General features: G+C 57.6%; 11 protein-coding genes and 2 tRNA genes. All 13 read left to right on the forward strand.

Annotation, left to right across the window (positions count from 1 at the left end):
- Positions 1-34: 34 nt before the first annotated feature.
- The 13 genes from folP (at position 35) to nlpI (ending at position 13,177) form a co-directional block, all read left to right on the forward strand.
- Positions 35-871, forward strand: a complete 837-nt coding sequence (gene folP, locus SSARUM_RS01895) for a dihydropteroate synthase (protein WP_033648673.1) — start codon at positions 35-37, stop codon at positions 869-871.
- 4 nt (positions 872-875) lie between these two features.
- A complete protein-coding gene (gene glmM, locus SSARUM_RS01900; RefSeq protein WP_060430737.1) occupies positions 876-2,213 on the forward strand; it encodes a phosphoglucosamine mutase in 1,338 nt (445 codons plus the stop codon).
- A 220-nt stretch (positions 2,214-2,433) separates the two neighbouring features.
- A complete protein-coding gene (gene secG, locus SSARUM_RS01905; RefSeq protein ID WP_004933519.1) occupies positions 2,434-2,769 on the forward strand; it encodes a preprotein translocase subunit SecG in 336 nt (111 codons plus the stop codon).
- A 68-nt stretch (positions 2,770-2,837) separates the two neighbouring features.
- Positions 2,838-2,924 (forward strand) — tRNA-Leu (locus SSARUM_RS01910).
- Between the two features lie 60 nt (positions 2,925-2,984).
- A tRNA-Met gene (locus SSARUM_RS01915) sits at positions 2,985-3,061 on the forward strand.
- 217 nt (positions 3,062-3,278) lie between these two features.
- On the forward strand, positions 3,279-3,731 hold the full coding sequence (gene rimP, locus SSARUM_RS01920) for a ribosome maturation factor RimP (protein WP_028127574.1): 453 nt from the start codon (positions 3,279-3,281) through the stop codon (positions 3,729-3,731).
- Positions 3,732-3,752: 21 nt separating this feature from the next.
- Complete coding sequence (gene nusA, locus SSARUM_RS01925) at positions 3,753-5,261, forward strand: transcription termination factor NusA (RefSeq protein ID WP_019453340.1); 1,509 nt, start codon at positions 3,753-3,755, stop codon at positions 5,259-5,261.
- Between the two features lie 23 nt (positions 5,262-5,284).
- Entirely contained in the window at positions 5,285-7,972 is a 2,688-nt protein-coding gene (infB, locus tag SSARUM_RS01930) for a translation initiation factor IF-2 (RefSeq protein WP_033636822.1), read from the forward strand.
- 69 nt (positions 7,973-8,041) lie between these two features.
- Positions 8,042-8,452, forward strand: coding sequence for a 30S ribosome-binding factor RbfA (gene rbfA / locus SSARUM_RS01935; RefSeq protein WP_004933508.1), 411 nt, complete (start codon positions 8,042-8,044; stop codon positions 8,450-8,452).
- Positions 8,452-9,396 (forward strand): tRNA pseudouridine(55) synthase TruB, encoded by a 945-nt coding sequence (truB, locus tag SSARUM_RS01940; RefSeq protein ID WP_039567792.1) that lies wholly within the window; start codon positions 8,452-8,454, stop codon positions 9,394-9,396. Before rbfA ends, truB begins: the two co-directional genes overlap by 1 nt.
- Before the next feature lie 124 nt (positions 9,397-9,520).
- The gene (gene rpsO / locus SSARUM_RS01945) at positions 9,521-9,790 is read left to right on the forward strand and encodes a 30S ribosomal protein S15 (protein ID WP_004933502.1); all 270 of its coding nucleotides are present in this window, start codon (positions 9,521-9,523) and stop codon (positions 9,788-9,790) included.
- A gap of 256 nt (positions 9,791-10,046) precedes the next feature.
- Positions 10,047-12,164, forward strand: a complete 2,118-nt coding sequence (pnp, locus tag SSARUM_RS01950; protein ID WP_033636825.1) for a polyribonucleotide nucleotidyltransferase — start codon at positions 10,047-10,049, stop codon at positions 12,162-12,164.
- A gap of 128 nt (positions 12,165-12,292) precedes the next feature.
- Positions 12,293-13,177 (forward strand): lipoprotein NlpI, encoded by an 885-nt coding sequence (gene nlpI / locus SSARUM_RS01955; protein WP_033636826.1) that lies wholly within the window; start codon positions 12,293-12,295, stop codon positions 13,175-13,177.
- Positions 13,178-13,194 lie beyond the last annotated feature (17 nt).

The raw sequence follows: 13,194 nt of genomic DNA on the forward strand, positions 1-13,194 counted from the left end.
GCAGTGAACCAGGCAACAGTAAGGTGGACCAACCATGCAGTTAACCGTGCGCGACATGACGCTCAATCTCTCCCATCCGCAGGTGATGGGCATCCTCAACGTGACGCCGGATTCATTTTCCGACGGCGGCCGCCACAACACCCTGAACCAGGCGCTGCTGCACGCGCATGCGCTGATTTCGGCCGGCGCCACGATGATCGATATCGGCGGCGAGTCGACAAGGCCGGGGGCGGCAGAGGTGAGTGAAGAGGAAGAATTGGAACGGGTCGTGCCGGTGGTGGAAGCGCTGGCGCAGCGTTTTGAAGTCTTTATCTCTGTCGATACCTCGAAAGCGGGCGTGATCCGCGAATCGGCGCACGCCGGCGCACACCTGATCAACGACATTCGCTCACTTCAGGAGCCGGGTGCCCTGGCGGCGGCGGCGGAAAGCGGGCTGCCGGTCTGTCTGATGCATATGCAAGGGCAGCCGCGCACCATGCAGCAGGCGCCGCACTACGACGATCTGATTGCCGACGTTCAGGCGTTTTTCGAGCACCATATCCGGCGCTGTAACGAGGCGGGGATAACAAATCAGAAATTGCTGCTCGACCCAGGCTTCGGTTTCGGTAAAAATTTGGCGCACAACTATCAGCTTCTGGCGCGGTTGTCGGAGTTTCATCGTTTCGGTTTGCCGCTATTAGTCGGCATGTCGCGTAAATCGATGATTGGGCAACTGCTGAACGTGCCGCCGGATCAACGGGTGATCGGCAGCGTGGCCTGCGCGGTGATCGCGGCGATGCAGGGCGCGCAGATTGTCAGAGTGCATGACGTTAAAGAAACCGTCGAGGCGATGCGTGTCGTCGAGGCAACACTTTCAGCTAAGGGACAGTAGAGACATGAGCGAGCGCAAATATTTTGGCACCGACGGCATCCGTGGCAAGGTCGGGGACAGCCCCATCACGCCGGACTTCGTGCTGAAGCTGGGCTGGGCGGCCGGTAAAGTGCTGGCGCGTCACGGTTCCCGCAAGATCATCATCGGTAAGGATACGCGCATCTCCGGCTATATGCTGGAGTCCGCGCTGGAAGCCGGCCTGGCGGCCGCAGGGCTGTCCGCCTCCTTCACCGGGCCGATGCCCACCCCGGCGGTGGCTTATCTGACGCGCACCTTCCGCGCAGAAGCGGGCATCGTCATTTCCGCTTCTCATAACCCGTTCTATGACAACGGCATCAAGTTCTTCTCGATCGACGGCGCCAAGCTGCCGGACAACGTCGAAGAATCTATCGAAGCCGAGATGGAAAAGCCGCTGACCTGCGTGGAGTCCGCCGAGCTGGGTAAAGCCAGCCGCATCATCGACGCCGCCGGCCGCTATATCGAATTCTGCAAAGGCACCTTCCCAAGCGAGCTGAGCCTGAAGGGGCTGAAAATCGTGGTTGACTGCGCCAACGGGGCGACCTACCACATCGCGCCGAGCGTGCTGCGCGAGCTGGGCGCCACGGTGATCGCCATCGGCGTTGAGCCGGACGGCATGAACATCAACGAGAAGTGCGGCGCTACCGACGTGCGTCAGCTGCAGGAGCGCGTGCTGCAGGAAAAAGCGCACGTGGGCCTGGCGTTCGACGGCGACGGCGACCGCGTGATGATGGTGGATCACCTGGGCAACAAGGTGGACGGCGATCAGATCCTGTACATCATCGCCCGCGAAGGCCTGCGTCAGGGGCAACTGCGCGGTGGTGCGGTCGGCACCTTGATGAGCAATATGGGGCTGGAGCTGGCGCTGAAACAGCTGGGTATTCCGTTCGCTCGCGCTAAAGTGGGCGACCGCTATGTGTTGGAGAAGCTGCAGGAGCTGGGCTGGCGCATCGGTGCGGAAAACTCCGGCCATGTGATCCTGCTGGACAAAACCACCACCGGTGACGGCATCGTGGCCGGGCTGCAGGTGCTGACCGCCATGGTGCGCAACCACATGAGCCTGCACGACCTGTGCAGCGGCATGAAGCTGCTGCCGCAAATCCTGGTCAACGTGCGCTTCGCCGGCGATCACAATCCGCTGGAGTCCGACGCGGTGCGCAAGGTCACCGAGCAGGTAGAGGCCGAGTTGGCCGGCCGCGGCCGGGTGCTGCTGCGCAAATCGGGCACCGAGCCGCTGATCCGCGTAATGGTGGAAGGCGAGGACGAGCAGCAGGTGACCGCGCTGGCGCATCGCATTGCCGATGCGGTGAAATCCGCCGGTTAAAACAGACAGTTAGCCATCGGGCTCGGCACAGCTGAGCTCGAATAGGCGATTGTTGGCGTTTTTTTCCGCAAACGCGCCGGCGGCTGCAAATTGCCCTTGCGCGGGTTGGCGGCTTTGGTTAGTATTCACACCCGCTTCAGTAGGCAGTTTATAAAAACGCCTGCTTGATGAGTGTGAAGCATTTGGCATGCGGTGAGGCCGCAAGGATACGGGTACTACTATGTACGAAGCTCTTCTGGTAATTTTCCTGCTGATTTCAATCGGGCTGGTTGCTCTGATTATGTTGCAGCAAGGTAAAGGCGCTGATATGGGAGCCTCTTTCGGAGCAGGTGCATCAGGCACATTGTTCGGTTCGAGTGGTTCCGGTAACTTTATGACCCGCATGACTGCTGTGCTGGCGACGCTGTTCTTCGTCATCAGCCTGATTCTGGGCAACCTCAGCAGCAACCAAAGCAAGAAAGGCAGCGAGTGGGAAAACTTGGGTCAGCCAGTGAAAACTGAGCAGACAACCGCGCCGGCAGCACCTGCCAAGCCGAGCAGCGATATCCCGCAGTAAGCCGAAAAAGTTTGTAAACGGTGGTTGTGAACTCGAAAGAACAACGGCCGTTAGCAGTAAGAATCAGTACCGAGGTGGTGGAATTGGTAGACACGCTACCTTGAGGTGGTAGTGCCCTAACGGGCTTGTGGGTTCGAGTCCCATCCTCGGTACCAAATCCCAGAGATAACTTGCAATTTTGCGATTATCGGCGTAGTATTTGCCACGTTTTCGGACGCGGGGTGGAGCAGCCTGGTAGCTCGTCGGGCTCATAACCCGAAGGTCGTCGGTTCAAATCCGGCCCCCGCAACCACTTTCCTTTAAGTGTTTATTTTCAAATACACTTTTCGATTGAAATCCGCTTTTCTCGATCAACATTTGAAAATGACACTTGCTCGAAAGTTGTACCGAGGCCGCCTAGCGGCAAACAGGGTCCAGTTGCATAAAGCCCCGATTTTTCGGGGTTTTTTGTTATTTGGCAACAGAATCACTGGGCTATTTAGCCCTTTTTTTATGTCTTGGGGGTGGGCTTGTCCACATTAGAGCAACAGTTAACAGAGATGCTTTCGGCACCCGTAGAAGCGTTGGGCTTTGAGCTTGTAGGCATCGAATTCATTCGTGCGCGCCAATCGACGCTCCGCATCTATATTGATAGTGATAACGGCATCAATGTTGATGATTGCGCTGATGTCAGCCACCAGGTCAGCGCTGTATTGGACGTCGAAGATCCAATCACGGTCGCTTACAACTTGGAAGTCTCCTCTCCTGGCCTTGATCGCCCGATGTTCACCGCTGAGCACTATACGCGTTTCCTCGGTGAAGAAGTCAGCCTGGTCCTGCGCATGGCGGTACAGAACCGTCGCAAGTGGCAGGGTATTATCAAGTCTGTCGAAGGCGAGATGATCACGGTTACTGTGGAAGGGAAAGATGAAGTGTTCGCGCTGAGCAACATCCAGAAAGCGAACCTGGTACCCCACTTTTAAAGTTTGGAAGAGGCAACTAGGATGAACAAAGAGATTCTGGCTGTTGTTGAAGCAGTTTCCAATGAAAAATCCCTTCCGCGTGAGAAGATTTTCGAAGCGCTGGAAACTGCATTAGCCACCGCAACCAAGAAAAAATACGAGCAGGAAATCGACGTGCGCGTCAGCATTGACCGCAGAACCGGCGATTTCGATACCTTCCGCCGTTGGGTCGCCGTAGACGAAGTGACGCAGCCAACGCGTGAAATCACGCTGGAAGCCGCTCAGTTTGAGGATCCGAGCATCGAGCTCGGCGGCTACGTCGAAGATCAGATCGAATCCGTGACCTTCGACCGTATCACCACCCAAACCGCCAAGCAGGTTATCGTGCAGAAAGTGCGCGAAGCCGAGCGTGCGATGGTGGTTGACGCTTTCCGTGAACACGAAGGTGAGATCGTCACCGGCGTGGTGAAGAAAGTGAACCGTGACAGCATCGCACTGGATCTGGGCAACAACGCCGAAGCGGTGATTGGCCGTGAAGACATGCTGCCGCGCGAAAACTTCCGTCCGGGCGACCGCATTCGCGGCGTACTGTACGCCGTGCGTCCTGAAGCTCGCGGCGCGCAGCTGTTCGTCAGCCGTTCCAGCTCGGAAATGCTGAAAGAACTGTTCCGCATCGAAGTGCCGGAAATCGGCGAAGAAGTGATTGAAATTAAAGCGGCAGCCCGCGATCCAGGCTCCCGCGCGAAAATTGCAGTGAAAACCAACGACAAGCGCATCGACCCGGTCGGCGCCTGCGTAGGTATGCGCGGTGCGCGCGTTCAGGCCGTGTCGAGCGAGCTCGGCGGCGAACGTATCGACATCATCCTGTGGGATGATAACCCAGCGCAATTCGTCATCAACGCCATGGCACCGGCCGACGTCGCGTCGATCGTGGTAGACGAAGATAACTGCACCATGGATATCGCCGTTGAAGCCAGCAACCTGGCGCAGGCGATCGGCCGTAACGGCCAAAACGTGCGTTTGGCTTCCCAGCTGCTGAAACAACACCGCGGCGACGATCGTTGGGAACTGAACGTGATGACGGCGGACGACCTGCAGGCCAAGCACCAGGCCGAGGCTCATGCCGCTATTGATACCTTCACCAAGTATCTTGATATCGACGAAGATTTCGCCACCGTACTGGTTGAAGAAGGCTTCTCCACGCTGGAAGAGCTGGCCTACGTGCCGATCAAAGAGCTGTTGGAAATCGACGGTCTGGATGAAGATACGGTTGAAGCATTGCGCGAACGCGCCAAAGCTGCATTGACCACGCTGGCCCTGGCTCAAGAAGAAAGCCTGGGCGACAACAAACCGGCCGACGATTTGCTCAACCTGCCGGGTCTTGAGCGCAGCATGGCCTTTAAACTGGCCGCGCGTGGGGTTTGTACGCTGGAAGATCTTGCCGAGCAGGGTGTTGACGATCTGGCTGATATTGAAGGGCTTAGCGACGAGCAAGCCGGCGAGCTGATCATGGCTGCACGCAATATCTGTTGGTTTGGCGACAACGCGTAATAACTGTAGCAGGAAGGAACAGCATGACGACAGATGTAACCGTAAAATCGCTGGCAGCAGAGATTCAGACTCCGGTTGATCGCCTGGTACAGCAGTTTGCTGATGCAGGGATCAACAAGTCCGAGTCGGACTCTGTTACCCAGCAAGAAAAAGAAACATTGCTGGCGCACCTGAACCGTGAACACGGTAGCGCGCCGGGTAAACTCACTTTGCAGCGCAAAACGCGCAGCACCTTGAATATCCCGAGCACCGGCGGTAAAAGTAAATCGGTGCAAATTGAGGTCCGCAAGAAACGCACTTATGTAAATCGCGATACGCAGGAAGCCCAGTTGGCTGAAGCGGCAGAGCAGGCACAGCGTGAAGCGGAAGAGCAGGCACGGCGCGAAGCGGAAGAGCTCGCAAAACGCGAAGCGGAAGCGAAGCGCGCAGCCGAAGAGCAAGCCAAACGTGAGGCCGCGGAGATTGCTAAGCGTAATTCAGCGGAAAAAGAAAAAGTGACCAATCAACATACCGACGAAATGACCAAGCCAGCTCAGGCGGAAAAAGCACGCCGTGAAGCCGAAGCCGCTGAACTGAAACGCAAAGCGGAAGAGGAAGTGCGCCGCAAGGTTGAAGAGGAAGCCAAGCGCGTGGCGGAAGAAGCCCGTCGCATGGCCGAAGAGAACGGCGAGAAGTGGGCCCAGGCAGACGCGGCAAGCGCCGCGGTTGAAAGCGCCGACTATCACGTGACCACCTCTCAGCACGCCCGCGCCGCGGAAGACGAAAACGACGCCAAAGTTGAAGGCGATCGTCGCAGCCGCACCCGCGGCGGCAAAGCCACCAAGCAGAAGAAAGGCAACAAGCTGTCCGAATCCAAAGCGGATCGCGAAGAAGCGCGTGCCGTTACCCGTGGCGGTAAAGGCAAACGCAAGCCTAGCGCTCTGCAGCAGGGCTTCAACAAGCCGGCGCAGGTGGTTAACCGTGACGTGGTGATCGGCGAAACCATCACCGTGGCCGAGCTGGCCAACAAGATGGCGGTAAAAGGTTCTCAGGTCATCAAAGTGATGATGAAGCTGGGCGCCATGGCCACCATCAACCAGGTTATCGACCAGGAAACCGCACAGCTGGTTGCCGAAGAGATGGGCCACAAAGTTATCCTGCGTCGTGAAAACGAGCTGGAAGAAGCGCTGATGAGCGACCGTGATACGGGCGCTGCGGCCGAGCCGCGCGCGCCGGTCGTGACCATCATGGGCCACGTTGACCACGGTAAAACCTCTCTGCTGGACTACATCCGCTCCACCAAAGTGGCGGCGGGCGAAGCCGGCGGCATTACCCAGCACATCGGTGCCTACCACGTAGAAACCGAGAACGGCATGATCACCTTCCTGGATACTCCGGGCCACGCCGCGTTTACCTCGATGCGTGCTCGCGGTGCTCAGGCGACTGACATCGTGGTGCTGGTAGTGGCGGCCGACGACGGCGTGATGCCACAGACCATCGAAGCTATCCAGCACGCGAAAGCGGCGCAGGTGCCATTGGTGGTTGCGGTGAACAAAATCGACAAGCCGGAAGCCGATCCGGACCGCGTTAAGCAGGAACTGTCTCAGTACGGCGTTATGCCGGAAGAGTGGGGCGGCGAAGCGCAGTTCGTCCACGTGTCCGCGAAAGCCGGTACCGGTATCGACGAACTGCTGCAGGCTATCCTGCTGCAGGCCGAAGTTCTGGAACTGAAAGCGGTTCGCAGCGGCATGGCGAGCGGCGTGGTGATCGAGTCCTTCCTGGATAAAGGCCGTGGCCCTGTGGCTACCGTGCTGGTTCAGGAAGGTACGCTGAACAAGGGCGACATCGTTCTGTGCGGCTTCGAATACGGCCGTGTGCGTGCGATGCGCGACGAATTGGGCCGTGACGTGACCTCTGCCGGTCCGTCTATTCCTGTGGAAATCCTGGGTCTGTCCAGCGTGCCTGCAGCGGGTGACGAAGCGACCGTGGTGCGTGACGAGAAGAAAGCGCGTGAAGTGGCGCTGTACCGTCAGGGCAAGTTCCGCGAAGTCAAACTGGCGCGTCAGCAGAAGTCCAAGCTGGAAAACATGTTCGCCAACATGACCGACGGCGAAGTGTCCGAGCTGAACATCGTACTGAAGTCCGACGTACAGGGTTCTTGCGAAGCGATCAGCGACTCGCTGCTGAAACTCTCCACCGACGAAGTGAAGGTGAAGATTGTCGGCTCCGGCGTAGGTGGCATCACCGAAACCGACGCGACGCTGGCTGCGGCTTCCAACGCCATCATCCTGGGCTTCAACGTGCGTGCCGACGCTTCTGCGCGCCGCGTGATCGAAGCGGAAAGCCTGGATCTGCGTTACTACTCCGTGATCTATAACCTGATCGACGAAGTGAAGCAGGCGATGAGCGGTATGCTGGCGCCGGAATACAAGCAGCAGATCATCGGCCTGGCCGAAGTGCGTGACGTGTTCAAATCGCCTAAGTTCGGCGCTATCGCCGGCTGTATGGTTACCGAAGGGACCATCAAGCGTCACAACCCAATCCGCGTACTGCGCGACAACGTGGTTATCTATGAAGGCGAGCTGGAATCCCTGCGTCGCTTCAAAGATGACGTTAACGAAGTCCGTAACGGCATGGAATGTGGTATCGGCGTTAAGAACTATAACGACGTGCGCGTCGGCGACATGATCGAAGTGTTCGAAATCATTGAGATCCAACGCTCCATCGCTTAACGATTGCACATCTGCTTATATCTGTTTACGGGGGGCCTTGTGCCCCCCGATTTGTCTGGAGAATCCAAAATGGCAAAAGAATTCAGCCGCGGCCAACGCGTGGCGCAAGAGATGCAGAAAGAGATTGCGATCATTCTGCAGCGTGAAGTGAAAGATCCGCGCGTCGGCATGGCGACCGTTTCCGGCGTAGAAGTGTCCCGCGACCTGGCGTATGCCAAGGTTTACGTCACCTTTCTGAACGTACTGACCGAGAACCACGATCCGGATCTGGTCACCAACGGCATTAAAGCGTTGCAGGACGCTTCCGGTTACATCCGCACCCTGCTGGGCAAAGCGATGCGCCTGCGCGTGGTGCCGGAGCTGACCTTCGCTTACGACAACTCCCTGGTGGAAGGCATGCGCATGTCCAACCTGGTGACCAACGTGGTGAAGAACGACGCCGAGCGCCGTTCCGCCTCAGGTGATGACAAGGAGGATTAATGAGTCGCCCTCGTCGCCGCGGCCGTGATATCCACGGCGTGCTGTTGCTGGACAAGCCGCAGGGTTTGTCGTCCAACGATGCGCTGCAAAAAGTAAAACGCCTGTACAACGCCAACCGGGCGGGCCATACCGGCGCGCTCGATCCGCTGGCGACCGGCATGCTGCCTATCTGCCTGGGCGAAGCGACCAAGTTTTCGCAATATCTGCTCGATTCCGACAAGCGCTATCGGGTGATCGCCAAGCTGGGGCAGCGTACCGATACCTCCGACGCCGACGGCCAGATCGTGCAGGAGCGCCCGGTGAACTTCACCCAGGCGCAGCTCGACGCGGCGCTGGACACCTTCCGCGGCGATATCCAGCAGGTACCGTCGATGTATTCGGCGCTGAAATACCAGGGCAAGAAACTCTACGAGTATGCGCGCCAGGGCATTGAAGTGCCGCGCGAAGCGCGCAGCATCACGGTGTACGAGCTGCAGTTTATCCGTTGGGAAGGGGATGAGCTGGAGCTGGAGATCCACTGCTCGAAAGGCACCTACATCCGCACCATCACCGACGATCTCGGCGAGCTGCTGGGCTGCGGCGCGCACGTGATCTATCTGCGCCGCCTGCAGGTGGCGACTTATCCGATCGCGCGCATGGTGACGCTGGAACAGCTGAACGCTTTGCTGGCTCAGGCGCAGGAACAGGCGATCGCGCCCGGCGAGCTGCTCGATCCGCTGCTGATGCCGATGGACAGCCCGGTTGAGAACTATCCGGAAGTGAATTTGCTGCCGGTGGTGGCGGGCTACGTCAAGCAGGGGCAACCGGTGCAAGTGGCCGGCGCGCCGGCTTCTGGCCTGGTGCGTATCACCGAGGGTGAAGAGCGAAAATTCATCGGCGTTGGTGACATCGCCGAGGACGGTCGCGTGGCGCCGCGCCGCCTGGTGGTCGAGCATTTCGACTGACGGCGGGGCTCTGCGTCGCCTTGCGATCGCACTGCGCTAAGAGTAGAATGGCGCAGCTTATGCATTGGGTTGCTGAATTAGAGATCGGCGCCTGTTTTTATTATCTATAATCTGGAGTATTACAATGTCTCTAAGTGTTGAAGCTAAAGCTCAAATCGTAGCTGATTTCGGTCGTGGTACTAACGACAGCGGTTCTACCGAAGTTCAGGTTGCCCTGCTGACTGCGCAGATCAACCATCTGCAAGGCCACTTCTCCGAGCACAAAAAAGATCACCACAGCCGTCGTGGTCTGCTGCGTATGGTTTCTCAGCGTCGTAAGCTGCTGGACTACCTGAAGCGTAAAGATGTAGCACGTTACACCAGCCTGATCGAGCGTCTGGGTCTGCGTCGCTAATCTAGCAAGTTTCAGTGGAAAGGGGCCTATTTTGGCCCCTTTCTTCTAGGAAGCATAAGCAAATCAGGTTAATGTATTACTGATGTTTCCAAACAGGTTCTTCCGTTACAGAGGTTCGCGCGGCTAATGAGAGGCTTTATCTCCCGCCTGAGATAAGGATTGTCATTAGTCGCGAGGATGTAGTGAGAAGGCAAATCGAGTCACAGGCGTGTCGAGTCGTCAATGCGATTGCGCGCCGCTAATCAAGGATATAATTTTGCTGACACCGATCATTCGCAAATTCCAGTATGGCCAGCATACCGTCACCATCGAAACCGGTATGATGGCGCGTCAGGCCACCGCCGCCGTTATGGTGAGCATGGATGACACCGCCGTCTTCGTTACCGTCGTTGGCCAGAAAAAAGCCAAGCCGGGCCAGAGCTTCTTCCCGCTGACCGTTAACTACCAAGAGCGTACCTACGCCGCCGGCCGCATCCCGGGCAGCTTCTTCCGTCGCGAAGGCCGTCCGAGCGAAGGCGAGACCCTGACTTCTCGTCTGATCGACCGTCCGATCCGTCCACTGTTCCCGGACAACTTCCTGAACGAAGTTCAGGTGATCGCGACCGTGGTTTCCGTTAACCCGCAGGTGAACCCGGACATCGTTGCGATGATCGGTGCTTCCGCAGCCCTGAGCCTGTCCGGTATTCCGTTCAACGGCCCAATCGGCGCCGCGCGCGTGGGTTACATCAACGATCAGTACGTGCTGAACCCGACGACCGATGAGCTGAAAGAAAGCCGTCTGGATCTGGTGGTTGCCGGTACCGCCGGCGCGGTGCTGATGGTGGAATCCGAAGCGGACGTGCTGAGCGAAGATCAGATGCTGGGCGCCGTGGTGTTCGGCCACGACCAGCAGCAAGTGGTTATCGAAAACATCAACGCGCTGGTTGCCGAAGCCGGCAAACCGAAGTGGGATTGGCAGGCGCCTGCGGTCAACGAAGCGCTGCAAGCGCGCGTGGCTGAATTGGCCGAAGCTCGCCTGGGCGACGCTTACCACATCACCGAAAAACAAGAGCGTTACGCTCAGGTTGACGCGATCAAAGACAGCGTTGTTGAAACCCTGCTGGCGCAGGACGAAACGCTGGACGCCGGCGAAATCCAGGACATCCTGGGCAACCTGGAGAAAAACGTGGTGCGCAGCCGCGTACTGCGTGGCGAGCCGCGTATCGACGGCCGTGAAAAAGACATGATCCGTGGCCTGGACGTGCGCACCGGCGTACTGCCGCGCACCCACGGTTCCGCGCTGTTCACCCGTGGCGAAACTCAGGCGCTGGTTACCGCGACCCTGGGCACCGCGCGCGATGCGCAGAACCTGGACGAGCTGATGGGCGAGAAGACCGACAGCTTCCTGTTCCACTACAACTTCCCTCCGTACTCCGTGGGCGAAACCGGCATGGTCGGTTCTCCTAAGCGTCGTGAAATCGGTCACGGTCGCCTGGCGAAACGCGGCGTATTGGCTATGATGCCTAAACCGGAAGATTTCCCGTACACGGTTCGCGTGGTGTCTGAAATCACCGAATCCAACGGTTCTTCTTCCATGGCTTCCGTGTGCGGCGCGTCTCTGGCGCTGATGGACGCCGGTGTGCCAATCAAGGCTGCCGTTGCGGGTATCGCGATGGGCCTGGTGAAAGAAGCCGACAACTTTGTGGTTCTGTCCGACATTCTGGGTGACGAAGATCACCTGGGCGACATGGACTTCAAAGTGGCCGGTAGCCGCGACGGTATCACCGCGCTGCAGATGGACATCAAAATCGAAGGCATCACCCGCGAAATCATGCAGGTGGCTCTGAACCAGGCCAAGGGCGCGCGTCTGCACATCTTGGGCGTGATGGAACAGGCTATCAGCACCCCGCGCGGCGATATCTCCGAATTCGCACCGCGTATTCATACTATCCGCATCAACCCGGATAAGATTAAAGACGTGATCGGTAAGGGCGGTTCCGTTATCCGCGCGCTGACCGAAGAGACTGGCACTACCATCGAAATCGAAGATGATGGTACAGTTAAAATCGCTGCGACCGACGGGGAGAAGGCGAAATTCGCTATCCGTCGTATCGAAGAGATCACGGCAGAGATCGAAGTGGGCCGTATCTACCAGGGTAAAGTGACCCGTATCGTTGATTTCGGCGCATTCGTCGCTATCGGCGGTGGTAAAGAAGGTCTGGTACACATTTCTCAGATCGCCGACAAGCGCGTCGAGAAAGTGACCGACTATCTGCAGATGGGTCAGGAAGTGCCGGTTAAGGTACTGGAAGTTGACCGTCAGGGCCGCGTGCGTCTGAGCATCAAAGAAGCGATGGCGCCGGAAGCGGGTTCACCTGCGCCTGAAGCAGAATAACTGTATAGATAGTTTTACAGCTCCCCGCCACGGGGTTGGGAGCTGTTCGTATCGCGCGGGTAGGATGCCCGCGTTTTAGCAAACGGAGGACAGGACGTTCATCCAATGTTTGTCTTCGGGAGTGGGAAATGAAGCCTTTCTTGCGCTGGTGTTACGTTGCGACAGCACTCATGCTGGCAGGATGCAGCAACCATGATTGGCGTAAAGACGAAGTTTTGGCAATCCCGTTGCAGCCAACGTTGCAGCAGGAAGTGATCCTGGCGCGCATGGAACAAATTCTTGCCAGCCGGGCACTGACGGACGACGAACGCGCACAGCTTTTATATGAGCGCGGTGTGCTGTATGATAGCCTCGGGTTACGTGCATTAGCGCGCAATGATTTCTCGCAGGCGCTGGCGATACGTCCCGACATGCCGGAAGTTTTCAACTACCTGGGCATTTACTTAACGCAGGCAGGCAATTTTGATGCTGCCTATGAAGCGTTTGATTCTGTACTAGAGCTTGATCCAACTTACAATTACGCGCGTTTAAACCGGGGCATCGCACTGTATTATGGCGGCCGCTTCCCGTTGGCGCAGGATGATCTGCAGGCGTTTTATCAAGACGACCCAAACGATCCCTTCCGTTCGTTATGGCTGTATCTGGTGGAGCGAGAAATCGATCCCAAGAAGGCCGAGGTAGCGCTTCAGCAGCGCTATGACAAAGCGGACAGAGGGCAATGGGGATGGAATATTGTCGAATTCTACCTGGGCAAGATCAGCGAAAAAACGCTGATGGAACGCCTCAAGGCAGATGCAACGGATAACACTTCGCTCGCTGAGCATCTCAGTGAAACTGACTTCTATTTGGGTAAACACTACCTGAGTCTGGGGGACAAGGACACCGCTTCGGCGCTGTTCAAACTGACGGTGGCTAACAACGTTCACAACTTCGTTGAGCACCGCTATGCATTGTTGGAATTGGCGCTTTTGGGCCAAGAGCAAGACGACCTATCGGAATCGGACCAGCAATAGCTGACGAACACCTATCA

The organism is Serratia sarumanii, assembly GCF_029962605.1.
Taxonomy (GTDB): domain Bacteria; phylum Pseudomonadota; class Gammaproteobacteria; order Enterobacterales; family Enterobacteriaceae; genus Serratia; species Serratia sarumanii.